Source organism: Achromobacter sp. NCFB-sbj8-Ac1-l (genome assembly GCF_052695805.1).
Genome location: NZ_CP199812.1, coordinates 2,603,975 through 2,627,817, shown reverse-complemented (window position 1 = coordinate 2,627,817; position 23,843 = coordinate 2,603,975). Strand labels below are relative to the sequence as shown.

The 23,843-nt window shown below is 66.0% G+C and carries 22 protein-coding genes; 5 read left to right on the top strand and 17 right to left on the bottom strand.

Annotated features, from left to right (window positions below; translation table 11 throughout):
• Window positions 1-12: 12 nt before the first annotated feature.
• Window positions 13-1,083, bottom strand: coding sequence for a GlxA family transcriptional regulator (locus tag ACUDP5_RS12110; RefSeq protein ID WP_263912547.1), 1,071 nt, complete (start codon window positions 1,081-1,083; stop codon window positions 13-15).
• A 326-nt stretch (window positions 1,084-1,409) separates the two neighbouring features.
• Between ACUDP5_RS12110 and ACUDP5_RS12105 the strand changes: the two genes are divergently transcribed.
• From ACUDP5_RS12105 to ACUDP5_RS12090, 4 genes are read left to right on the top strand one after another with little or no spacing between them, the layout of a single operon-like run.
• The gene (locus ACUDP5_RS12105) at window positions 1,410-2,651 is read left to right on the top strand and encodes an efflux RND transporter periplasmic adaptor subunit (RefSeq protein ID WP_445658847.1); all 1,242 of its coding nucleotides are present in this window, start codon (window positions 1,410-1,412) and stop codon (window positions 2,649-2,651) included.
• Window positions 2,652-2,684: 33 nt separating this feature from the next.
• A complete protein-coding gene (locus tag ACUDP5_RS12100) occupies window positions 2,685-5,846 on the top strand; it encodes an efflux RND transporter permease subunit (protein WP_445658846.1) in 3,162 nt (1,053 codons plus the stop codon).
• The gene (locus ACUDP5_RS12095; RefSeq protein WP_445658845.1) at window positions 5,843-7,297 is read left to right on the top strand and encodes an efflux transporter outer membrane subunit; all 1,455 of its coding nucleotides are present in this window, start codon (window positions 5,843-5,845) and stop codon (window positions 7,295-7,297) included. The genes ACUDP5_RS12100 and ACUDP5_RS12095 overlap by 4 nt, the downstream gene beginning before the upstream one ends.
• 28 nt (window positions 7,298-7,325) lie before the next feature.
• Window positions 7,326-8,210: a LysR substrate-binding domain-containing protein gene (locus tag ACUDP5_RS12090; protein WP_445658844.1), complete on the top strand. Its 885-nt coding sequence runs from the start codon at window positions 7,326-7,328 to the stop codon at window positions 8,208-8,210.
• Window positions 8,211-8,253: 43 nt separating this feature from the next.
• On the opposite strand, the gene cyoE is transcribed toward ACUDP5_RS12090, so the two are convergent.
• From cyoE to mltG, 11 genes are all read right to left on the bottom strand, one after another.
• Window positions 8,254-9,126, bottom strand: a complete 873-nt coding sequence (gene cyoE, locus ACUDP5_RS12085; protein ID WP_445658843.1) for a heme o synthase — start codon at window positions 9,124-9,126, stop codon at window positions 8,254-8,256.
• Between the two features lie 246 nt (window positions 9,127-9,372).
• Window positions 9,373-10,323, bottom strand: coding sequence for a formimidoylglutamase (gene hutG, locus ACUDP5_RS12080; protein ID WP_445658842.1), 951 nt, complete (start codon window positions 10,321-10,323; stop codon window positions 9,373-9,375).
• On the bottom strand, window positions 10,320-11,102 hold the full coding sequence (locus ACUDP5_RS12075; RefSeq protein ID WP_445658841.1) for an amino acid ABC transporter ATP-binding protein: 783 nt from the start codon (window positions 11,100-11,102) through the stop codon (window positions 10,320-10,322). The genes hutG and ACUDP5_RS12075 overlap by 4 nt, the downstream gene beginning before the upstream one ends.
• Window positions 11,099-11,767 carry an amino acid ABC transporter permease gene (locus tag ACUDP5_RS12070; RefSeq protein ID WP_263912540.1) on the bottom strand — a complete coding sequence of 223 codons (669 nt, stop codon included), beginning with the start codon at window positions 11,765-11,767 and terminating at the stop codon, window positions 11,099-11,101. The genes ACUDP5_RS12075 and ACUDP5_RS12070 overlap by 4 nt, the downstream gene beginning before the upstream one ends.
• A complete protein-coding gene (locus ACUDP5_RS12065; RefSeq protein ID WP_263912539.1) occupies window positions 11,764-12,507 on the bottom strand; it encodes a transporter substrate-binding domain-containing protein in 744 nt (247 codons plus the stop codon). Before ACUDP5_RS12065 ends, ACUDP5_RS12070 begins: the two co-directional genes overlap by 4 nt.
• A gap of 121 nt (window positions 12,508-12,628) precedes the next feature.
• Entirely contained in the window at window positions 12,629-13,369 is a 741-nt protein-coding gene (locus ACUDP5_RS12060) for an IclR family transcriptional regulator (protein ID WP_263912538.1), read from the bottom strand.
• Between the two features lie 209 nt (window positions 13,370-13,578).
• Window positions 13,579-14,409, bottom strand: coding sequence for an ankyrin repeat domain-containing protein (locus tag ACUDP5_RS12055; RefSeq protein ID WP_445659158.1), 831 nt, complete (start codon window positions 14,407-14,409; stop codon window positions 13,579-13,581).
• Window positions 14,410-14,535: 126 nt separating this feature from the next.
• Window positions 14,536-15,306 carry a TatD family hydrolase gene (locus ACUDP5_RS12050; RefSeq protein ID WP_263912537.1) on the bottom strand — a complete coding sequence of 257 codons (771 nt, stop codon included), beginning with the start codon at window positions 15,304-15,306 and terminating at the stop codon, window positions 14,536-14,538.
• A 49-nt stretch (window positions 15,307-15,355) separates the two neighbouring features.
• Window positions 15,356-16,405: a DNA polymerase III subunit delta' gene (gene holB / locus ACUDP5_RS12045; RefSeq protein ID WP_445658840.1), complete on the bottom strand. Its 1,050-nt coding sequence runs from the start codon at window positions 16,403-16,405 to the stop codon at window positions 15,356-15,358.
• Window positions 16,402-17,025: a dTMP kinase gene (gene tmk / locus ACUDP5_RS12040; protein ID WP_263912535.1), complete on the bottom strand. Its 624-nt coding sequence runs from the start codon at window positions 17,023-17,025 to the stop codon at window positions 16,402-16,404. Before tmk ends, holB begins: the two co-directional genes overlap by 4 nt.
• Entirely contained in the window at window positions 17,022-18,164 is a 1,143-nt protein-coding gene (gene mltG / locus ACUDP5_RS12035; protein ID WP_445658839.1) for an endolytic transglycosylase MltG, read from the bottom strand. Before mltG ends, tmk begins: the two co-directional genes overlap by 4 nt.
• A gap of 157 nt (window positions 18,165-18,321) precedes the next feature.
• On the opposite strand from mltG, the gene ygfZ reads away from it, so the two are divergent.
• A complete protein-coding gene (ygfZ, locus tag ACUDP5_RS12030; protein ID WP_445658838.1) occupies window positions 18,322-19,320 on the top strand; it encodes a CAF17-like 4Fe-4S cluster assembly/insertion protein YgfZ in 999 nt (332 codons plus the stop codon).
• Window positions 19,321-19,328: 8 nt separating this feature from the next.
• Here ygfZ and ACUDP5_RS12025 read toward each other — a convergent pair whose 3' ends face one another.
• The 5 genes from ACUDP5_RS12025 to ACUDP5_RS12005 form a co-directional block, all read right to left on the bottom strand.
• Window positions 19,329-20,018 (bottom strand): VIT1/CCC1 transporter family protein, encoded by a 690-nt coding sequence (locus tag ACUDP5_RS12025; RefSeq protein WP_445658837.1) that lies wholly within the window; start codon window positions 20,016-20,018, stop codon window positions 19,329-19,331.
• Window positions 20,019-20,075: 57 nt separating this feature from the next.
• The gene (locus ACUDP5_RS12020) at window positions 20,076-20,513 is read right to left on the bottom strand and encodes a PaaI family thioesterase (protein ID WP_263912531.1); all 438 of its coding nucleotides are present in this window, start codon (window positions 20,511-20,513) and stop codon (window positions 20,076-20,078) included.
• 1 nt (window position 20,514) lies between these two features.
• Entirely contained in the window at window positions 20,515-21,405 is an 891-nt protein-coding gene (gene mmsB, locus ACUDP5_RS12015) for a 3-hydroxyisobutyrate dehydrogenase (RefSeq protein WP_445658836.1), read from the bottom strand.
• A 91-nt stretch (window positions 21,406-21,496) separates the two neighbouring features.
• Window positions 21,497-22,672 (bottom strand): enoyl-CoA hydratase/isomerase family protein, encoded by a 1,176-nt coding sequence (locus ACUDP5_RS12010; protein WP_263912527.1) that lies wholly within the window; start codon window positions 22,670-22,672, stop codon window positions 21,497-21,499.
• A complete protein-coding gene (locus ACUDP5_RS12005) occupies window positions 22,669-23,823 on the bottom strand; it encodes an acyl-CoA dehydrogenase family protein (RefSeq protein WP_263912525.1) in 1,155 nt (384 codons plus the stop codon). Before ACUDP5_RS12005 ends, ACUDP5_RS12010 begins: the two co-directional genes overlap by 4 nt.
• Window positions 23,824-23,843: the final 20 nt, after the last annotated feature.

The window sequence follows — 23,843 nt, the reverse complement described above, 5'->3', positions numbered from 1 at the left end:
GCTGCGCCTATCCTAGCCCTGCGAGACGCCAGCGTCCAGCCTGCGGGACCTGTCCAACGGCTGGTTCACACGGGCTTGCCGCCCGGGAACGGACGAAGACGCGTCCCGGGCCGCCATGCGCCGGATGCTCTGCGGCGGATGGCCGAGAATGCGAATGAACGCCCTGCGCATCCGTTCCGGATCAGCAAAGCCAATGTTCTGCGCTATCAATTCAATGGGTTCCGCGCCCCGCTCGACGCGCTGCCTGGCCACCTCGACTCTCAGACGCTCTACAGCCTTGGCTGGCGTCTCCCCCGTTTCGGCAAGAAATGCGCGCCCGAACTGTCGCGGGCTCAAGCAGGCGATGGAAGCCAGCAGCTCCGTCGACAATGCCTGGTCGAGGTGTTCACGCATATAGGTAAGCACATTGCGGATTCGATCCGACTCGGGCTCCATATCCGCAATGGCCGAAAATTGGGACTGTCCGCCGGGCCGACGATGGTAGACCACCAGCATCTGCGCCACCGCATGGGACAACGCCGTGCCGAAATCCTCTTCGATCATGGCCAACGCCATGTCGATTCCCGTGGTGACGCCGGCGGATGTCCAGATGCCGCCCTCTTTCGTGAAGATCCGATCGCCATCCACCTTCACCCGCGGGTACTCCCGCTGAAGACGGGTGGCATATTGCCAATGCGTCGTGGCACATCGGCCATCCAACAGACCGCTCGCCGCCAGAATAAAGGCGCCAGTACATACGCTGGCGACGCGACGTGTGCCTTGGGCCACCAGGTGCTTCAAATAGCCGCACGTTTCGAGCAACGCCTGATCAGGGTATGCGCCCAGGCCTGCGCCCGTCACGATCAAGGTGTCATAGGCGGAAAACCCGGCCTTTTGCGTCGACACTTCCAGGCCGGACGAACTTGAAACGGGCCCTTCGACGAGCGAGATCACCTGGCAATGGTACGAGGCCCCGCCCAATAGCCGTCCGGCCACCTCGAAGGCCGCCAAGGGCCCCGTCAGATCCTGAATCTGAAAGTCGGGAAATACGAGAAAAGCGACGTCGCGCGAAGCGCGGGGCGCATGGGATGACATCCGGTTCATAACTCCCTTTCATCGCGGTCGAAAGCTGGCCAGGCCACGCATGAGGCAGAGGCACCGCGTCGCCCCGTGTCTATGGTGCACCGTATTCGCTATGTCTTGAATGACATATATCCCTCAAAAAACGACATCCCGATTCGCTGGACCCATATCGCTTCCGTGGGAGAGTCGATATGACGCTAAAGGAGGGAAGTACGTCCTTTTGCCGCAAGGCCGCAATCCGGAGAATCTCTGTACGTTGCAAAAGCACACAACGACTTCGCGTCATTTTTCAAGGCGACACCTCACATGACACACACAACGTCCAACGACCCGGGGAGTGCGGCCGCATGACCCGCCAACGCCCACTCGGCCCCCCTGGAACCAAGCCGGTCATCCTGCGCGCCGCACTCGTGACAGCGGGGCTCGCAACCGCCGCAGCATGCATCTTGTCTCTACTGCCAGACAAAGAATCGCAAGCGGTGGCTCCTGAAGCGCTTCCCGCGGTATCCATCGCAACACCGGTCCAGCGTACCGTGATCGAGTGGGATGACTATGTCGGCCGTTTTGAGGCGAGTCGCCGGGTGGAGGTTCGCCCCCGGGTCTCGGGGCAGATTGTCGAGGTTCACTTCAAGGACGGAGAAATCGTCCAACAAGGCCAACTGCTTTTCTCCATTGACCCCCGCCCCTACAAAGCCGCTTGCGCGGAAGCGCAAGCGGGCCTGGCAAGCGCAACGAGCGAGCTTGCCCTGGCTCGAGCCGACCTTGCGCGTGCGCAGCGGCTGGTGGGTGACAGCGCAATTTCAAAGGGCGATATCGATCAGTTGCGCGCGCGCGTGCAGGCAGGCGCCGCACACGTCGACGCCGCGCAGGCTCGCGTTGCCCTGAAATCGCTTGAGCTCGAGTTCACCGAAGTTCGCTCGCCCATCGCCGGCAGGGTTTCCGACCGACGGGTCGACCCTGGCAACTTGGTCGTGGCCTCGGAGGCCGGCAATGGCAGCTACATGACCACCATCAATGCACTGGACCCGATCTATTTTTCATTCGATGCCTCAGAAGCCCTGTACCTGAAAGCCATGCGCGCTCGAGAGCCGGGCGCCCCGCAAGCGCGGGTCGAAGTACGCCTGCAGGATGAGCCGGACTACACGTGGCGCGGAAAGCTCGACTTCACCGATAACGGAATCGATCCCCGCTCAGGGACCATACGGATGCGCGCGGTGATCGAGAATCCCAAGCAGTTTCTGACACCGGGCCTGTTCGGAAACATGAGATTGGCGAGCGGACCCGGGGTGCCTGCCTTGCTGATTCCCGATGCCGCCATCCAGACGGACCAGACTCGCAAGACGGTCCTTACCGTTTCCGCCGAAGGCACCGTGTTGGTCAAGACCATTGAGCTTGGTCCGCTTGTCGACGGACTCAGGGTCGTTCGAGCCGGGCTCGCTGCAGACGATCGCGTGGTCGTCGCCGGTCAGCAACTCGCCATTCCAGGCTCGAAGGTGCAAGCCACGCCGGCAGCGGCTTCCCGTCAGACCGGAATGGCGAACTCGAACCCTCCCATTTCCCGCAGCACGCCGACATTCACGTCCTCGTGATGCGGCGGCAGTTGCCCCAAAGGAAACATCGTCATGCGCTTGTCGCGCTTCTTCATCACCCGCCCGATCTTCGCCGCGGTGCTGGCGATCGTCATCACGATTGTCGGCGCGATCTCCTACTTCACCCTTCCGGTGGCCCAGTACCCGGACATCATCCCTCCCACCGTCGTCGTGTCCGCCACCTACCCTGGCGCGTCCGCGGAAACGGTCGCGGAGACCGTCGCGGCCCCGATCGAACAAGAAATCAACGGCGTGGAGAACATGCTTTACCAGTCCAGCCAGTCAACGGCGGACGGCAAGGTGTCCATATCGATCACCTTCAAAGTGGGCACCGATCTCGATGCGGCCCAGATGCTGGTTCAAAACCGGGTCGCAGCGGCGGTGCCTCGCCTGCCAGAAGAGGTGCAACGGCTAGGCGTCACCACCCGCAAGACGTCGCCAAGCGCGTTGATGGCAATCAACCTCGTCTCTCCGGACGGGTCGCTGGATCAGGCCTATCTTTCGAACTACGCCCTCACTCAGATGCGCGACAGGTTGAGCCGTATCGAGGGCGTTGGTGAAGCCCGGATCTTCGGCAGCCGCGAAGTTGCCATGCGCGTCTGGATCGATCCGCGCCGCGCTGCCGCGCTTCAGTTGACGGCGGGAGAGATTGTCGGCGCCCTGCGCGCCCAGAATGTGCAGGTCGCCTCCGGCGCCCTTGGCCAGCCGCCCAATCCGAGTTCCGATGCCTTCCAGCTCAATATCCGGACGCAGGGGCGATTGAGCGAACCGGAGCAGTTCGCAGACATCGTCATCCGAACGGACCCTGCCGGACGCCAAACCCGCATTCGCGATGTTGCACGCGTTGAACTGGGCGCGGATGACTACGGCACAAATGCATACCTGTCGGGAAAGCCGTCCATCATGATCGGCATTTTCCAAAGACCCGGCACCAACGCACTTGAAACCGGCATCAACCTGGAACGAGAGATGCAGGCGGCGGCAAAAGCCTTTCCTGCGGGACTCGAATACCGGATCATGTGGAATTCGACGCGTTTCATCGCGCAATCCACCGAAGCGGTGCGGGAGACGCTTTTCGAAGCCGCGGCGCTGGTCGTGCTCGTGATCTTCGTCTTCCTGCAGAATTGGCGCGCCGCCCTCATCCCCGTCGTCGCCATCCCCATCTCCCTGGTGGGAACATTTGCGCTGCTTGCCTTGTTTGGCTACAGCCTGAACAGCCTGTCGTTGTTCGGGCTGGTCCTGGCGATCGGCATCGTGGTGGACGATGCGATCGTCGTGGTCGAAAACGTGGAAAGAAATCTGGCGCTGGGCCTGACGCCGCTGGAAGCGGCCCGCACGTCCATGGACGAGGTTTCAGCCGCCCTGGTGGCCATCGTGCTGGTGCTGTGCGCGGTCTTCATTCCCACGTTCTTTCTGACCGGCCTGTCCGGCGCGTTCTACAAGCAGTTCGCGCTGACCATTTCCGGCGCAACGGTCATTTCGCTCATATTGTCGCTGACGCTTTCACCGGCATTGGCCGCGACCTTGCTGCGTGCGCATACGACGGTGAAAAGCAGCAACGGGCTCATCCGGCGCATGCAGCTTGCCGGTGACGGATTCAACGAACGCTTCGATCGACTCAGCGCCCGTTACGGTCAATTGACACACTGGCTGGTGGCGCATCCCAAACGCGTATTGGCGAGCTACGGCGGACTTGTTCTTGCCACGGCTGGAATCTTCTGGGTCACCCCGACCGGCTTCATTCCCGCCCAGGACCAGAGTTATCTGATATCGATCACGCAATTGCCGCCCGGCGCATCCCTGGCGCGCACCGATGCGGTGCTGCAAGAAGTGTCCAAGCGCCTGCTGACGATCGAAGGGGTCCGTGGCACGATCATGCTGCCCGGATACGACGCCGCATCGAACACGAATTCGCCGAATACCGCCACCGCCTTCATACCGCTCAAACCGTTTGAAGAACGCTCCCGGCCCGCCAGCGAGATCCTTGCCCAAGCGCGCAAAGCCGTCGCGGACATCGATCAAGCGAGAGTGCTCATCATTCCGCCGCCGCTGATCGACGGCATCGGGTCGGCAGGCGGCTACCGGATGATGGTGCAGGATCGTGCCGGCCATGGCTACAAGGCGCTGGGAACAGTTTCCGATCAGCTCATGGCAAAGGCGAACAGCACCGAAGGGCTGTCGCAGGTCTTCTCTTTCTTCAACACATCGACACCTCGGATCTTCGCCGACATCGACCGGCGCAAGGCAGAGCTGCTGGGTGTGCCCCCGGATCGGGTGTTCGAGGCGCTTCAGGTGTACCTGGGTTCATCCTACGTGAACGACTTCAATCTGCTGGGGCGCACGTTCCGGGTGATCGCCCAAGCTGAACAAGGCCAGCGCAACAGCGAGGCCGACATCGCAAACCTGAAGACACGATCCGATAGCGGCGCGATGGTGCCGATCGGTTCAGTCGCAACATTCAAAAGCGAAACCGGGCCATTCAGGGTCGTGCGCTACAACCTGTTCCCGGCGGTCGAGGTGGACGGAGACACGGCGCCCGGCTCTTCCACGGGCGCCTCTCTGGCCACCATGGAGAAACTGGCGCATCACGCGCTGCCAACGGGATATGGCTATGAATGGACCGGCATCGCCTTCCAGCAGAAGATCGCCGCAAACACGGCAGGCCTCGTGTTCGCGCTGGCGGTTGTCTTCGTGTTCCTGGTGCTGGCCGCGCAGTACGAAAGCCTTACGTTGCCGCTGGCCATCATCCTCATTGTGCCGATGTGCCTCCTCGCTGCCATGGTCGGTATCAATATTCGCGGCATGGACAACAACGTACTGACGCAGATCGGACTCGTGGTGCTGATCGCCCTTGCCGCCAAGAACGCGATCCTCGTGGTCGAGTTCGCGAAGCAGGCCGAAGCGCAAGACGGCCTGAGCCCGGCTGCCGCGGCGGTACGGGCGGCCCAGACCCGACTACGCCCGATCCTGATGACGAGTTTCGCTTTCATACTCGGAACAGTGCCGATGCTCATGGCATCCGGTGCGGGCGCCGAGCTGCGGCAAGCGCTGGGAACTTCCGTATTCTTCGGCATGGTCGGCGTCACCGTCTTCGGCTTGCTGTACACGCCCACGTTTTACGTCGTTTGCCGCAAGCTCGCGGATCGGCTGTCCCGCCGGTTTCGCGTCACCTCGTTGGAGCCGCGGCAGGAATGAACAGGAAATATCAAGTGATTCGATCTCACACTCTCTCGATGTTCGTCATGCCGCTTGTCCTGAGCGCATGCGCAGTCGGCCCGGACTACAAGGCGCCGGTCATTCCCACGTTGGCGGCGGGCCCGTTCCTGTCGCAGGACGATGCGACGACGTCAGACAGGACGCCCGTCTCGGCAGACTGGTGGAAGCTATACCACGACCCGGTGTTGGACGGACTGGTGCAAGACGCGCTTGCCGCCAACACCGATGTGCGCATGGCAGTGGCCCGGCTTGCCCGTGCGCGCGCCCAGCTACGGGAAACGTCCGCGGATCAACGACCGACCAGCGACCTTGGCGCCAGCGCAAACCGCCAACGACAATCCGCGATCCAATCTTCGCCCGAACTGGGTCGCGAGCATACTGTTGTCGATCTTGGCTTCTCGGTAGCATATGAAGTTGATCTTTTCGGCCGTGTCCGACGAAACGTCGAAGCTTCGCGTGGGGATTATCAGGCGGCGCAGGCAGAGCTGGATGCCGTACGGGTTTCAACCGTGGCGGCCACGACCCAAGCCTATCTGGGCGCCGCCAGCGCGGCCCATCGCCTGGCCGTGGCGCAGCAGATCGTCAAGTTGCTGGATCGATCGGTCAGCGTGACGGCCAGCCGGGAGCAAGCGGGCTTGACCACCCCTCTGGACACCGCCCGTATCGCTGCCCTGAGAGATCAAAGACGTGCCGAGATTCCACAGATCGTGACCGAGCGCCAGGCCGAGCTGTTCCGCCTCGCCTTGCTGACTGGCCGCGCGCCCAAGGATCTTCCCAGGGAGGCTGGCGCCCTGTCGGCGCCGCCCCGAATCCTGCAGCCGATTCCGGTAGGAGATGGCATGAGCTTGCTCGCGCGCCGTCCGGACGTGCGCGCCGCTGAACGGCGGCTGGCGGCCGAGACCGCGCGGATAGGCGTGGCGACATCGGCGCTTTATCCGCAGGTTTCCCTGGGCGCCTCAGTGGGGTCCACAGGGTTTGGTGTTGGCGACTTTTTTGGAGCTGGCCCTTTGCGCTGGCTGGCCGGGCCACTCGTCTCGTGGTCATTTCCGAACCAAGCGCTGATCCGCTCTCGTATCGATGCCGCGAACGCGCAAGCCCAGGCGGCGTTGGCGGCGTTTGACGGCACCGTGCTGCTGGCATTGAGCGAGACGGAAACCGCGCTTTCGAACTATGCCCGAAGCCTGGATCGCCAAGTGGCGCTGGCCGCCGCCCGGGACCAGGCGCAGAACGTTGCGCGGATCGTCCGGGCGCAAGCGCGAGAAGGACGCGCCGACAGCCTTGCCTTGCTGGACGCAGAGCGCACGTACGCCGACGCGCAGGCCGAACTTGCGCAAAGCGAGGCGCGGGTGGTGAATGCACAGGTCGACCTGTTCAAGGCACTCGGCGGAGGCTGGCAGTCTGGCGCAACGGACCGTGTCGTTTCCCGGTAGCCGGCGGTCTTACGCCAGCGGTTCAGGCATGCCATTGTTGAATGACATTGCCATGTTCGTGGAGGTTGCCAGGCGGGGGAACTTCAGCCTGTCAGCCACTGCGCTTGGCGTCCCGCCCTCGACGCTTTCGCGACGGGTGAGCGAACTCGAACGCGATCTGGGGGTGCAGTTGCTCCAGCGAAGCACCCGCAAGATAGGCCTGACCGAGGCCGGCGCATTCTACTTCGAACGCTGCCGTGACCTGGTCGATGAAGCGCGAGTCGCGCACGAACAGCTGCAAACGGACACTGCGCGTCCAGGGGGCCGACTGCGCGTATCGCTGCCGGCGTCATTGGCTCAGCATTTCCTCCCCGCAGTCATCAACGCCTTCCATGACCAGTATCCGGACATCCATTGTCAGTTCGAACTGGGCAATCAGCGTGTCGATCCCATCAGCAACGCCTTCGACCTGGCGCTACGCTTTGGCGAACAGCCGAACTCCAGCCTGATTGCCCACACTATCAGTTCGATGACTCCACGCCTGTACGCATCGGCCGCATATATAGCCAGACATGGGCCTCCCGGCTCACCGACAGAGCTCACAGGCCATCAATGCCTTGTTGGCGCGCTGAGCGGCGAATGCGAATGGGAGTTACGGTCCGGGGTGCGAGTCGAGCGGATCAGGGTGTCGGGAAAAGTGGCGGCCAGCGACTCCGGCATTATTGGCGCCTTGCTCTCGGAGGGACTCGGCATCGGCCCGCTGATGAATTTCGAGGCAGCGCAGATCGGCCGCGGACAGCGCCCTCTCACTCCTGTCATGCGGGAATGGGTGTTGCCCCAGGTGCCTCTTTTCGCCCTGCTTCCTGCTCGGACAGTACCCGCACGGGTGAGGGCCTTCCTGGATTTCATTTACCCACACCTGCAGGAACGTTGAAATCGGAAGATCCCCAACTTGCGCTTGATGCCAGACGTGCCGATCAATGCGCAAGAGGTCCGCCCGTCGCATCGATCGCCATCGCGGCACTGACGAGAACAACAACGGCAATGGAAACCGCGAACACCCGGCGCGCCCAGCGCGCATCGTCGCGCGCCGAAAATCCGTCCATGGCCGTTTTGAGCCAGAGGATTCCGCTCAGCAGGACCACAGCGATATAGAGATTGCCCGCGTATCCCAACGCCGCGAGGGAAAGCGCGGCCACGAGAAACCCGACGATATACACGACGATCTGCCGCTTCGCTTGGCGACGCCCCTTTACGAGAGGCAAGACGGGAATGGACGCCGCCGCGTAGTCATTCCACCTGAAGATGGCGATGGCGTATGAATGGGGGACTTGCCATATCCCATAGATCACAAAAAGACAGAGCGCGGCCGAGTCGATCGTTCCACTCACCGAGCAATAGCCTACGACGGGCGGAACCGCTCCCGCCACGCCGCCCACCAGCGTGGCCTGAACCGATCTTCGTTTGAGGCAAAGCGAGTACAGGCCAACGTAGACGACATATCCGATGAACATCAACACTAGCGGCTGGCCTTGCCGCGTCGCGACATGCAAGAGCCAGAATCCGGCGGCGGCAAGAATCCCCGCAAAAGCCAGCGCTGAACCGAGGGAAATCCGGCCGGTTGCCATCGCGCGGGCCTGAGTGCGTTCCATGACGCGGTCGATGTCACGATTAATCACATTGTTGGCCGTGCATCCTGAGCCGATCACCAGGGCCACGCCCAGCATTACCAACGCGCCGTGGCTCACATCCACAACGCCGCGCGACGCCAGCAGATAGCCGCCGGCCAGGGTTATCAGGTTCCCGGCCACGATGCCAGGCTTGATCAACTCGAGATACGTTCGATACATAGATTGTCGCCGAGCCGCACTCGGCTGCGGACCAAAAGCATCCAAAACCAAGCTTTATAGCTTGCGAAGAGGATGGCTCAACAGTGAGCTATCGGACATGGACCCCGCGAATTCCGACAAAGCTGTCGGTCGATCCCGCTGATACCGCCACAAGCGCAACCTCCGCCCCCAAAAACGAACCGGCCCGCGCGAGGCGGGCCGGTTTTCCTGGCACGCCCCGGCCACTTGGCCCCAGGACGCCGCGTATCAGGCTGACACCAGCTGCCAGGCCAGCCGCGCCGCCGCGCGGGCGCCGTGGCCATCCACGTCAAAACGCGGATTGAACTCGGCCAGGTCCGCCAGGCGCAGCTTGCCGCTGGCTTTCACCCGCAGCACGATCTCTTCGATCACCGCCATCGGCACGCCATAAGGCGCGGGCGCCGACACGCCGGGCATGACCGCCGCGGGCAGCACGTCCAGGTCGATCGTCAGGTACACGTGGCGCGCCCGGGCCAGCAACGCATCGACGTTGGCCAGCCTTGCCTCCAGGTGGCGTTCCTGCATGTCGCGGTCTTCCACCCAGATGGCGCCCACTTCGGCAGCCCGCGCATACAGCGCCGGGGTATTGGCCAGCCGCGACACGCCCAGGCAGGCGTATTGGAACGCCAGGCCCTGCGCCTCGCAGTAGTGCGCGATCTGGTCGAACGGCGTGCCCGAGCTGCCCGGGCGGCCGGTGCGCAGGTCAAAGTGCGCATCCAGGTTCAGCACCAGCACGGGGCCGGCGTCTTCCCGGCCCGCCAACCAGCGCGCCAGGCCCTGGAAGCTGCCCCAGGCGATCTCATGGCCACCGCCCAGCACCACCGGGCGGGCGCCCTGTTGCAGCAGGTCGGCCACGGCAAGGCCCAGGCGTTCCTGGGCGTCTTCCAGCTGGTCGCCGTCGCAGGCCACGTCGCCCGCATCCAACAGGCGCGTCAAGCCGTGCGCCGGCAGGCCGGCCATGAACTTGCGGATGCCGGCCGGGCCGGCGGCCGCGCCGACACGGCCCTGGTTGCGCGCCACGCCGGCGTCGCAGGCAAAGCCCAGGATCACGGCTTCGCCCTTGGCGGCCGCCTGGCCCGCCGCGGATTCGACGATATGCGCCAGGCGGCGCGTGTCGCCACGTTCGGCGCTATCGTCACGGGCGGTCCACAGGCCTTTGTCCAGTTGCGCCGTCGTCATGCCGCCCCCTGCCCTGCACTCAGCACCGCCTGCAGGAATTCGCGGGTGCGAGCCTCGCGCGGCTGGCTGAAGATGACCTCGGGCGGGCCCGATTCCAGGATCACGCCGCCGTCCATCACAGCCACCACGTCGGCCACGTCGCGGGCAAAGCCCATTTCGTGGGTTACGACCATCATGGTCATGCCTTCGCGGGCCAGCAGCTTCATCACCTGCAGTACTTCGCCGACCAATTCGGGATCCAGCGCGGACGTCGGCTCGTCGAACAGCATGACCTTGGGCTGCATCGCCAGCGCGCGGGCGATCGCCACGCGCTGCTTCTGGCCGCCCGACAGGCTGGCCGGCATTGCCGACATCTTCTGCGACAGGCCGACCTTGGCCAGCAGGTCGGCGGCCAGTTCGTTGGCCTCGTCGCGGCCCATGCCACGCAGCTTGCGCGGCCCGACCGTGACGTTTTCCAGCACCGACAGGTGCGGGAACAGGTTGAAGCCCTGGAACACCATGCCCACCTGCATGCGCAGCTGGTTCAGCTGGGCTTCGGGCAGCAGTTCGCCGTTGTCCTGCAGCGTCTGGCCGCAGATGTCCACGGTGCCGCCCTGCGCCACTTCCAGCCCGTTGCAGCAGCGCAGCAAGGTGCTCTTGCCCGAACCACTGGGCCCGATCACCACCACCACCTGCGACGGCAGCACGTCAAAATCGATGCCGCGCAGCACGGCGTGATCGCCGTAGGATTTTTCCAGGCCGCGGATGCGGATCATTTCTTTCGGGTTTCCGAAGTTCATTGCACCATCCCCCCGGCACGCAGGCGTTGTTCGATCTGGCGCAGGATCACCATGGCCACCGTGGTCAGCACCAGATAGATCAGCGCCACCACCAGATAGGTTTCCAGCGAACGGTACGACACGCTGATGATCTTCTGCCCTTCGTGCATCAGGTCATGGATGGTCAACAGCGACACCAGCGCGGAATTCTTGATCAGCGCGATGAACTCGTTGCCCAACGGCGGAATCATGCGCACCACGGCCTGCGGCAGGATGATGATGCGCATGGCCTGGCCCGACGACATGCCCAGCGAACGGGCCGCTTCGGTCTGGCCGCGGTCCACCGACTGGATCGCGCCGCGCACGATTTCCGACACATAGGCGCCGGAATACATGCCCAGGCCCAGCACGCCGCAGGCGAACGCCGGCAGCGTCACGCCAAACTGCGGCAGGCCGAAGAACCAGATGAACAGCTGCACCAGCAGGGGCGTGCCGCGAAAGAACAGCAGGTACGTGCTGCACAGGTTATAGATAATGCTGCGTTGCGGGTTGAGCCGGCCCACGCCGACCAGCAGGCCGATCACGCAGCCCAGCAGCAGCGCGCCGGCGGTCACCTCGATGGTGACCAGCGCGCCGCGCAGCAGCGAGTCGTAATCGGCAAAGACAGGGGCAAAGTCCAGGTTCATTTCGCAGGCGCCTCGAACCACTTGTTGACGATGGCCTGGTAGCTGCCGTCGGCCTTGATCTTCTTGAGCGCCTCATTCAGGCCGCGGGTGAGCTCGGGCTTGCTCTTGGGCACGGCGATGCCGTAGTCCTCGGTGGTGATCTGCTCGTCCAGCACGGCCAGGTCGGTCGTGCTCTGCGCGAACAGCTTGGCGGCGGGCTTGCCCGTCACCGCGGCGTCGGCGCGGCCGATCTGCACCAGGTTGAACATCTCCTGGTTCTTCTCGACTTCCACGCGCTGCACCGACGGGTAGTGTTCCTTCAGGTAGTTGACCGACTTGGTGCCGACCTGCACCGACACCTTGCGGCCGTCCAGGTCCTTCAGGCCCTTGATGTCGCCGCCCTTCCTGGTCAGGACGACCAGGCCGCCGGCGTAGTACGGGTCGGTGAAGTCCACCACCTTGCTGCGCTCGGGCGTGATGTAGATGGCGGACACCGCGATGTCGGCGCGGCCGGCCTGCAGGGCGGGAATCAGGCCCTTGAAATCGATGTCGATCCATTCGACCTTCTTGCCCATGGCGGCGGCCAGGGCCTCGACCAGTTCGATGTCAAAGCCCGTGCGCTTGCCGTCCTTGACGAATTCCATGGGCGGGAAGGTGGCGTCGGTCACGGCGCGAATGGTTTCCTGGGCGCAGGCAGAGCCGGCGGTCCAGGCCAGGCCCAGCGTCAGGGCGGCGGTCAGCAATGTGCGGCGAGTGGTCATGGCGGGTCCTAAAAGGAATGGATGGGTATGGGATTACGGCGATCGGTACGGGTAAGGCCGGCAACGTCTAGAGATGAGGCAGAAATGGCAGGGACAGCAAGGAATTCGAAACGGCGCGGCGTCAATGCGCCTGCAACTTGGTGGAAATGCGGCGGGCCGCGGCCACGGTCAGGTCGATGAAGGCCTGCGTGCGCTGGCCGGCGCGGGTGGACGGGGCCATCAACGTAATGGAGGCCACCGCCTGGTGGGCGCGCTGGAAGATCGGCACGCTCACGCCCCAGACGCCGGCATCGACTTCGCTGTCGGTCACGGCATAGCCCAGGGCGCGGATGGCTTCCAGCTCGTCGGCCAGGCGCGCGACGTCCACGCCCGGCTCCCTGGCCAGCAGGGCCAGCGCGGTTTGCAGGCGCGCGGCGGGCATGAAGGCCAACAGCGACTTGGCCGAGGCCCCGCGGGCCAGCGGCAGGCCACGACCCTTGGTGAAGGAACAGCGCAGCGGATGCTGGCTTTCGACCATGTCCAGGCACACGGCCTGGTCCTTGACGGCCACCAGCAGGCCGATGGTCTCGCCCGACGCGGCGGCCAGCGCCGCCATGTCCGGCTGCGCCTCGTGGATCAGGAAGGAAGACTGGTCAAAGCCCCAGGCCAGTTGCACGCACAGCGGGCCGGGGCCGTATTCGCCATCGTGCTCGGCCACGAAGCCCCAGCGCTTGAGCAACCCGACCTGGCGGTACAGCGTGCTTTGGGCCAGGCCGGTCTTTTCCGCCAGCGCGGCGATGCTCAAGGGGCCGTCGTGCCGGGCAAGCGTGGCCAACACATATAAGACGCGATCCGCGCCTGCCCCAACCGACTGATCCGACATGAAAAAAGCACTCCCGGCATTGATGAAGCGCAGATTATCAATTTATGGCGTTTGAACCAGAAAATATTCCCATCCGATGAGAATACCCAGGGAAAACCCCGAATTTCATCAGCCAAAAAATCCCGGCCAGCGCCCCGCCGGACAAGCCATTCCCCAAAGAAAAAACCCGCCGGAGGGCGGGTTGTCACGACGCGGGCAGCCGGCAAGGCTCAGGGCGACGCGGGCGTGTCGTAGTTGTTCAGTCGCACGCCCGACACCCCGCCCACGCTGGGCGATCCCGGGGCGGCCTTGGGGCTGGCGTTGCCCGTGGCCGGCGCGGGTTGGGCCATCGGCGGCGGCGCGTCGACGGCGGCGGGCAGGCTTGCGGGGGCGGCGTCCTGCGTCGCCGTGGCATCGGCCGCATCCGGTTCCGGCTCAGGCGGCGCGCTGGCGCGGCGAGCGCGCTTGGCGGATTCCTGCTGGGAGATCAGCTGTTGCAGCTCGGCCGCCAGCGCGGTGGACTTGCCGGTGCGGGCCCAGTCCGAGGCATCCTGCCCCTTGGTGTCGCGTGTGGTGATGTCGGCGCCCGCCTTGAGCAGCAGGTCCACCATCGGCTTGTTGCCGGACAGCGCCGCCATCATCAGCGGCGTTTCGCCGTTGGGCGCCGGCGCGTTCACCATCGCCTTGTTGTCCAGCAGCAGCCGGGCCATGGCCATCTGGCCCTTGGACGCGGCGTAGTGCAGCGGCGTCCAGCCCAGGCGGTTGACCTGGGCGCCGCGCGCCATCAGGCTGCGGGCACGGTCGACCTGGCCGGCGATGGCCAGGTACATCAGCGGGGTTTCGCCGGCCGGATTCTCGGCATTGACGTCGGTGCGCGGGTCGGCCGCCAGCACGTCGAACACCTTCCAGGCGCCGTCCACCACGGCCCGCATCAGGGCCGGCTGGCCATTGCGGTAGCGCTGGTTGGGGTCGGCGCCCTGCGCCAGCAGGGCCTTGACGTCGTCCGGGTAGTCATTGGCGACGTACACCCACCAGTCAGCCGGATTGGCCGCCTGCGCCATCGGCGCCGACAGGCCGAGGCACAGCGCCAGCAAGGCGTTGCGGCCATGCGCAACAAGGCGGCGGGACAAGACGGTGCGGACGGTCATGGCACTCCTGATAATTGACTTTAAATAATTTAGATTAAATTATCTTTTTATCTTGTTGAAAAGATTAAAGAAATTTTCCGTTGAAGCCTTGGCGACCTCGGCCACGCTGATGCCTTTCAAGTCGGCGATCTTCTCGGCCACGTGAATCACCTTGGACGGGTCGTTGATCTTGCCGCGGTATGGCACCGGCGCCAGGTAGGGCGAATCGGTCTCGATCAGCAGGCGGTCCAGCGGCACCTTGGCAGCCACCTCGTGCACCACGTGCGCGTTCTTGAACGTCACGATGCCCGACAGCGAGATATGGAAATTCTGGTCCAGCGCCGCCTGGGCCACTTCCCAGGTTTCGGTGAAACAGTGCATCACCCCGCCTACCTCGGCCGCCCCCTCTTCGCGCAGCATGCGCACGGTGTCTTCGGCGGACGAACGCGTATGCACGATCAGCGGCAGGCCTACGTCACGGGCAGCGCGGATGTGGCGGCGAAAGCGCTCGCGCTGCCAGTCCAGCGGCTCGGACAGGCGGTAGTAGTCCAGCCCGGTCTCGCCGATGGCCACCACCTTGGGGTGGGCCGCCAGGCGCACGAGTTCGGCGGGTTCGGGGTCGGGCGTGTCTTCGTAATCAGGATGCACGCCCACCGAGGCCCACAGGTTGGCTTGCGGCTCGACCAGCGACATCAGCCCCGGCCACTCGGGCAGGTTGACGCTGACCACCAGCGCATGGGTCACCTGGTTGGCGGCCATCCGGTCGAGAATGGCCGGCAGGTCGGCGGCCAGCTCGGGAAAATTCAAATGGCAGTGGGAATCGACGTACATGGAATTCGGATTCGGGTTGCGCCGCCCGGGTGAGCCGGATGGCGGCGGGTTACGCCTGGCAGGATAGCACCACGCGCTGCAGCGTCGCGTGGGCGAAAAGCTTGGCATTCAAGGGGTGCGTGGCCAGCGCACGCTGGCGCGTCAGCCAGCGCGCCGACTCGGCCACGCGCGCGGTATTCATCCGCGCGGCCACCTGGGCGACTCCGGTGGCCAGCGCCGGAAAGTAACGTACCGGCGCACCGGCCGCGGCCAGCATCAGGTCCGTGTACAGGCGCTGCAAGGCGTCGATCCACTCGGTCGGGGCGGTCTTTTCCAGCGTTTCGGCCAGCGTGCCGACGTCGGGCGCCTGGCCCTTGGCCAGCGGGCCGATCAACTGGGACAGCCACGGCGGGCAGGCGGTTTCGGCGTGCTGTGCCAGGCGCAGCGCGGCCAGCGGCGCGCCGCCCGCAGCGGCCAGCCATTCGCGCGCCGGCTCCACGTTCTGGTCGCGCAGCCATTGCAGGGCGGTGTCCGGGTCCGGGGCCGGCAGCGGCAGGCGGCGGCAGCGCGACACCAGCGTGGGCAGCAGCCGGTCGGGCGCGTCGGCCACCAGCAGGAAAACGGTGTGCGGCGGCGGCTCTTCCAGCACCTTGAGCAGGGCATTGGACGACACCACGTTCAGCGCATGGGCTGGGTATAGCAGCGCCACCCGCCAGCCGCCCCGGTGGGTCGCGGTGTTGAACCAGGATTCCAGCGAGCGGATCTGGTCGATGCGGATTTCCTTGGACGGCGCTTTCTTGGCCGCGCCGGTGGCCGGTTCAGTATCGTCGGACGCTTCAGCGGCATCAGCGCCCTCTTCGACCGCCACGGCCTCGGGCCGGATGCGGCGCAGGTCGGGGTGGTTGCCGCTGGCGAACCAGGCACAGGCGGCGCAGTGGCCGCAGGCCAGGCCGTCCTGCGGCGTTTCGCACAGCAGGCTGGCGGCGGCGGCAATGGCGAAGTCCAGCTTGCCGATGCCGGCCAGGCCGTGCACCAGCCAGGCATGCGCGAAGCGGTCGCGGTTGCCCAGCCAGGCCCGCGCGGTGTCCATCTGCCAAGGCAGGAACTGGGGCGCGCTCATGGGCGGGCTGCCACCAGCTCGCGCAGGCCGGCTTCCAGGTCGGCGCGGATTTCTGCAATGGTGCGGGTCGAGTCGATCACGCGGATGCGGCCCGGATCGGCCGCGGCGCGCGCCTGGTAGGCCGCGCGCGTGCGCTCGAAGAAGGCGGCGCCCTCGCGCTCGAATCGATCAGGTTCGCGCGCATCGGCCAGCCGCGCCCGCGCCACGTCCAGCGGCACGTCGAACAGCCAGGTGCGATCGGGCTGGCCCGCCTGCATCCAGGTTTCCAGGGTGGCGACGCGCTCGGCGCCCAGGCCGCGGCCCCCGCCCTGGTAGGCGTAGGTGGCGTCGGTATAGCGGTCGCAGACCACCCAGGCGCCGCGCGCCAGCGCCGGCTCGATGACCTGGCGGGCATGTTCGCAGCGCGCGGCAAACATCAGCAGCGTTTCGGTGTCCAGGCCCATCGTGTCGGTCAGCACCAGCGCGCGCAGCTTTTCGCCCAGCGGCGTGCCGCCGGGTTCGCGGGTCGAGACGACCTCCAGGCCCTGCGCGCGCAGGAAATCGGCGATCCAGCCGGTGTGGGTGCTTTTACCCGCGCCGTCCACTCCCTCCAGCGTGATGAAGCGTCCGCGTGAGGTCATTGGTCTTGTCCTTGTGCTGGGGCCGGATCGGCATCCGGCGTCGAAGTGGAAGCCGGGGCCGGTGCGGCAGCAGGCGCCCCCGCCGGCGTCGGCGTCGGCGTCGGCGTGGCCGCGGCAGGCCGACCCGCCGGGGTCTGGCCCAGGATGTAGCGGGACACGTTGCGGTTGTGCTCGTTCAGGTTGACCGAGAACTCGCTGGTGCCGTTGCCCCGCGATACGAAAAACAGGAATCTATGCTGCTCGGGCTGCACCGCCGCCAGCAGCGCCGCCCGCCCCGGGGCCGCGATGGGCGTGGGCGGCAGGCCCGGACGCGTGTAGGTGTTCCAGGGTGTGTCGGTCTGCAGGTCGCGTTTGCGGATGCGGCCCTGGTAGGCGTCGCCCATGCCGTAGATGACGGTGGGGTCGGTCTGCAGCAGCATGCCGATCTTCAGGCGGTTGGTGAACACGCCCGACACGCGGCGGCGCTCCGGCCCGTGGCCGGTTTCCTTTTCGATGATGGACGCCAGCACCAGGGCTTCATAGGGCGTAGCCACCGGCAGGTCGGCCTGGCGCTTGGACCAGGTGTCGTCCAGGATGCGCTGGCCTTCCTGGTAGGCCCGGCGCAGCAGGTCGAAATCGGTGCTGCCCGGCGTGAAGATATAGGTATCGGGAAAGAACAGGCCTTCCGGATGCTTGATGCTGGACCCCAGGCGTTCCATCAGCGCTTCGTCGCTGATGTCGCCCAGCGTCTGCTTGACGTCCGGGTTCTCGCGCAGCGCCTGGCGGATCTGGCGGTAGGTCCAGCCTTCCAGGAAGGTGATCTGGCGCTGGGTCATGTCGCCACGCGCCATGCGTTCCAGCAGCAGCCAGGGCGTATCGCCATTGATGGCCTGGTAGCCGCCGGCCTTGATCAGCTTGTCCTGCTCGGAAAGCCGCGCCATCCAGACGAAACCGGGTTCCCAGACGGGGATGCCCGCGGCATTTAGCGCGCGCACGACGGTGCGCGGACTGCTGCCCGGGTCCACCACGAAATCGATCCTGTCGGCCGACAGATGCAGGGGTCGGTGCATCCAGCTCCAGGCGGCGCCGACCGCGGCGGCGGCGGCCAGCACGAGCAGCAGGAAAGACCACAGGACGTAAAAACGGAGTCGCTTCTTCATAAGTGTGGGGAGTTTAATGGATCGCGCAGGCCTGTCGCGGCAAAACCAGGGTCGGAGCGCTTGTTGCACCCCTTTGGCCGTCCGGGACATGGGCCTCTGGCAGGGGGAAGACGGCTATCATCAAGCCTTTGATGACGAGTCACGGGCCTTTGCCGCCATGCATGCTTTCTATTCTTCGATCCCTGTGCGCGCAGAAGGTTGCGCCCAATGCGCGCCTTTGGAAGATTTTGCCGTATTCGCCGCCGCTGGCGCCGATGCACTGACCTTCCTGCACGGCCAGTTGACGCAAGACGTCACGGGCCTGCCGCTGGACGCCGCCCGCCTGGCCGGCTACTGCACCGCCAAGGGCCGCCTGCTGGCCACCCTGGTGATGTGGCGCGCCGCCCCCGCCGCCGACGACGCCCCGCAGCTCTATGGCCTGGTGCGCCAGGACCTGTCAGCCGCCCTGCTCAAACGCCTGTCCATGTTCGTGCTGCGCGCCAAGGTCAAGCTGGCTCCAGCCGCCCTGCAGGTGGCTGGGGTGCAGGCCGATGCCGCCCAGGTGGCCGCACTGGAAGCCGTCGCGGGCGCACTGCCGCGCGGCGCCTGGCAGCGCGTCGACCTGCCGTCCGGCACCTGGATCGCCGCGCCCTCGGCGGGCGCCGCCCTGCGCTGGTGGTGGATCGCCTCGGACGAACAACTGGCCGCCGCCGCGCCGTTGGCGGCCGTGCTGGGCCTGGCCCCGGCCGCCCAATGGCACGCCGCCGACCTGGCCGCCGGCATCCCCTGGATCACCACGGCCACGCAAGACGTCTTCATTCCGCAGACGGTCAACCTGGACCTGATCGAGGGCGTCAGCTTCACCAAGGGCTGTTACCCCGGCCAGGAAGTGGTGGCGCGCAGCCACTACCGCGGCACCGTCAAGCGCCGCATGGCCTATGGCACCATCGCCGACACCGCGCTGGCGGACGGCGCGCTGGCCGGCACCGACGTGTTCGATGCCACGCAGCCCGGCGAACCCACCGGCCGCGTCGTCGATGCCGCGGCCACGCAAGGCGGCGTCTCGGTGCTGTTCGAAACCACCCTGGCCGCACTGCCCGAAGGCGACCTGCGGCTGGGCGCGGCCGACGGCCCGCGCATTGCAGCCCAACCGCTGCCTTATTCCATAACGCCGTAAACGCGGCCCTACACCACGGTGCCGAACACGGCGCCCACGCCCGCCGTCACCGCCATGGCCAAGGCGCCCAGGATGGTCACGCGCAGCGCCGCCGGCCCCTTGGGCGCACCCCCGGCGCCCGCCGCCAGCGCGCCCAGGGCGGCCAGACAGGCCACCGACGCACCGATCACCCAGACGATCAACTGCGACAGCGGCGCCACGGCGGCCACCGCCAGCGGCAAGGCCGCCCCGCCCGCGAACGAGGCGGCCGAAGCCACCGCCGCCTGGACGGGCCGCGCGCGGTTATGCATCGAAATGCCAAGCTCGTCGCGCGCATGGGCATCCAATGCATCGTGACGGGTCAATTGACGTGCCACCTGCCCTGCCAGGTCTGGCGACAGGCCACGGTCCACATAGATGCCTATCAGTTCTTCCAGCTCTTCGTCGGAATTGCGCTTGAGCGACCGCTGCTCCATGCGCAGGTCGGCGGCCTCGGTGTCGGCCTGTGATCGCACGGATACGTACTCGCCCGCCGCCATCGACAGCGCTCCGGCCACCAGGCCGGCCAGGCCCGAGGTCAGCACCGCGCCGTGGCTGGCCTGCGCCGCGGCGACGCCTGTGATGAGGCTGGCGGTGGACACGATGCCGTCATTGGCGCCCAGCACGGCGGCGCGCAGCCAGTTGCTGCGGAAGATGCGATGGTGTTCTTTCGAGGGCATTGCCGAAGACCTGTTCAGGGCGCGACAACGCTCGCGGCGAACCGCCGCGAGCGGGGATCAGCGCGGCGTCACGCGCACCGCGGTGAGCAAGCCTATCACGCAAAGCGTGGCTTGTTCGCCGTCATACGCATGCACCTCGACCTGGCAGACGGACAAGCGCTTGCCGGGCTTGACCACGCGGCCGCTGGCCACGTAGCGGTCGCCCTTGGCGGGCGCCAGGAAATTCATCTTGAACTCCGAGGTCAGCACGTCTTCGCCCGGCTGGAACAGGCTGAAGGCGGCATAGCCGCCGGCCGAATCGGCGATGGTGGTGGATATGCCGGCATGCAGGAAGCCATTCTGCTGGCAGAGATCCTGCCGGTAAGGCAGCACGATATCCACCCTGCCCGGCTCGACCACGTCCAGGCTGGCCCCGATCAGCTGCATGATGCGCTGCTGGTCGAAGCTGGCCTTGACGCGCTGGGCCGGGTCCGCGCAAGACGGATGCGCCGCCATGTCAGTCCTGTTCGCGCTTGACCAGGTTGACGATGCTGGAGAAGTCCAGCTTGCCCGAGCCGCCCGAGCTGTGCAGCGAATACAGGTTGCGCGCCAGCTCGCCCAACGGAATCGAGGCGCGCGCCGACAGCGCGGCCTCGGCCGCCAGGCCCAGGTCCTTGAGCATCAGGTCCACGCCGAAACCGCCGGCATAACCCTTGGAGGCCGGCGCGTGTTCCATCACGCCGGGCCAGGGGTTGTAGAGCTCGGTGGCCCAGTTGCGGCCCGAGCTCTTGGCGATGATGTCCGACAGCACCTTGGGATCCAGCCCGTTGGCCACGCCCAGCGCCAGCGCTTCGGACGTGCCGGCCATCAGGATGCCGAGCAGCATGTTGTTGCAGATCTTGGCCACCTGGCCGGCGCCCGCCGGGCCCGCGTGGAAGATGTTCTTGCCCATCTTTTCCAGCACCGGCCGGGCGCGGTCCAGCGCGGCGACCTGGCCGCCCACGATGAACGTCAGCGTGCCGGCGGCGGCGCCGCCCGTGCCGCCGGACACCGGCGCGTCGATCATGGCGATGCCGCGCACCTCGGCCGCCTGGGCCACCTTGCGGGCCGAATCCGGCGCGATGGTGCTGCACTCGATGACCAGCGCGGAAGACGCGATCTTGCCCAGCAGGTCTTCGCCCAGGTACAGGCCTTCGACGTGCTTGCTGGCGGGCAGCATCGAAATCACCACCTCGGCGCCCTTGACCGCTTCCGAGGCCGACACGGCCGCCTTGGCGCCCGCATCGGTCAGGACCTTGACCGCCGCCGGCACCAGGTCGAACACCGTCAGGCTGTGTCCGGCCTTGACCAGGTTCAACGCCATGGGCGAGCCCATGTTGCCCAAACCGATAAACGCGATACTGCTCATGATGTCCTGTCTCCTGTTGCTATTGCTGTAGGTATGAAATCATCGTGTGCTGCGTAATGCGGGCCCGCCGCGCGTGCACGGCGGGCGGATGTCAGCGGCCTTCCTTGCCCAGGTCGTCCAGCGGATGCGGCTGGCCGTCGGGCCAGGGTTCCTCGAAGAACTTCTGCACCCAGGCCTCGCTGGCCATGTCCAGCGTCGCCGGGTTCCAGCGTGGCTTCTTGTCCTTGTCGATCAGCAACGCGCGGATGCCTTCGGCGAAATCGCCGTGGGTCGCGCAGTGCAGCGCCGCCACGTATTCGGTGCGGAACACGTCATCCAGCGACCGCAGCCGCATGCGTTGCTGCAGCGCAAACGACAAGCGCAGCGACCCCGGCGAACCGGCCAGCATGGTGGTCGCGGCACGCGCCAGCCACGGGTCGGCATGGTCTTTCAGGGTGGCCAGTTCTTCGACGATCTCGTCCAGGCGGTTGCCGCTGCACATGCTGTTGATCTGGAACGAATGCTGGCGCAGATGGCCGCCTTCCAGCGGGGTCTGCGGTTCCAGCGCGGTCAGCGCGCGGCGCAGCAGGCCATCGTTGATCGAGCGCGGCGGAATCGCGTCTTCGGCGCCGCCCGTGGCCTGCCCGGCCCAGGGCTGCTCTTGCAGCGATGCCAGCAGCTTGGGCCAGTCTTCGTGGTTCAGGCGGAAATCCGCCAACCCCGCGAAGAACGCGTCGGCGGTGTTCATCTGCGCCCCCGTCAGGGCCAGGAACACCCCGATACGGCCAGGCATGCGATTCAAGAGCCAGCTGCCGCCCACGTCGGGGAACAGGCCGATGGACACTTCCGGCATCGCCAGGCGCGACGATTCGCTGACCACGCGATGGCTGGCGCCCATCATCAGGCCGATGCCGCCGCCCATGACGATGCCATGGCCCCAGCACAGCACCGGCTTCGGATAGCTGTGGATGCGGTAGTCGAGCCGGTATTCGTGCTCGAAGAAGCGGCGCGCGTAGGCGTTGCCCCAGGGGCCCTTGCCCGCGTTCTCGGTCATGCTGCGGTACAGGCCGTGCAGGTCGCCGCCGGCGCAGAAGGCCTTGTCGCCCGCGCCTTGCAGCACCACCAGCGCCAGGCCCGGGTCGCGCGCCCAGGCATCCAGGCGCTCGGCCAGCAGGTCCACCATGTCCAGCGACAGGCCGTTCAGGGTCTGCGGCGAATTCAGCGTCGCAATCCCGAAGCGCATCCCGTTGGCGGCGGTTCTTTCTTCGAACAGCACCGGTGCAGTCATCTTATGTCGGCTCCTTTTTCCAACAATTGGCGGGCGATGATCACACGCATGATCTCGTTGGTCCCTTCCAGAATCTGATGTACGCGAGTATCGCGCACCAGACGCTCCAAGGGATAGTCCCGCAGGTAGCCGTAGCCGCCGTGGATCTGTTGCGCATCCAGGCAGATCTGGAAACCCATGTCGGTGGCAAAGCGCTTGGCCATCGCGCAGTAGGTGGCCGCGTCGGGCGCACCCGAATCCAGCTTGCAGGCCGCCAGGCGCACCATCTGGCGCGCCGCGACCAGGTGGGTGGCCATGTCGGCCAGTTTGAACTGCAATGCCTGGAATTCGGCCAGGCGGCGGTTGAACTGGCGCCGTTCGTCCATGTAGCGCCGGGCCGCGTCCAGCGCCCCCTGCGCCGCGCCCACCGAGCAGGTGCCGATGTTGATGCGGCCGCCGTCCAGCCCCTTCATGGCGATCTTGAAGCCTTCGCCCTCTTCGCCCAGCAGATTGGCGGCCGGCACGCGCACGTTCTCGAACACGATGGGCCGGGTGGACTGGCTGTTCCAGCCCATTTTTTCTTCCTTGCGGCCGTAGCTGATGCCTGCGCTGTCGGCGGGCACCGCAAAGGCGCTGATGCCGCCGGCGCCCTCGCCGCCGCTGCGGGCCATGACCACCAGCAGGTCGGTATCGCCGCCGCCCGAAATGAAGGCCTTGGCGCCGTTGAGCACGTAGTGGTCACCCTGGCGCTGCGCACGGGTGGACAGCGACGCGGCATCGGACCCGGCGCCCGGCTCGGTCAGGCAGTACGAGGCCAGCTTCTGGCCGCTGGCCAAGAGCGGGCCCCAGGCCTCGCGCAGGGCCGGCTGGCCCCACTTGCCCACCATCCAGGTGGCCATGTTGTGGATCGTCAGGAAAGCCGTGGTCGACGGGTCCACCGCCGCCATTTCCTCGAACACCAGCGTGGCGTCCAGGCGCGGCAGGCCCAGGCCGCCGATATCCTCGCTGGCGTAGATGGCGCAAAAGCCCATCTCGCCGGCCCGCGCAAACGCGTCTTTGGGGAAGATGCCTTCGGCGTCCCAGCGCGCCGCGTGGGGCGCCAGTTCACCTTGCGCGTAGTCGCGCGCGGCCTGCGCGAACGCGCGCTGTTCGTCGGTCAGTTCCAAGTCCACAGCCTGTCTCCTGGTGTTAT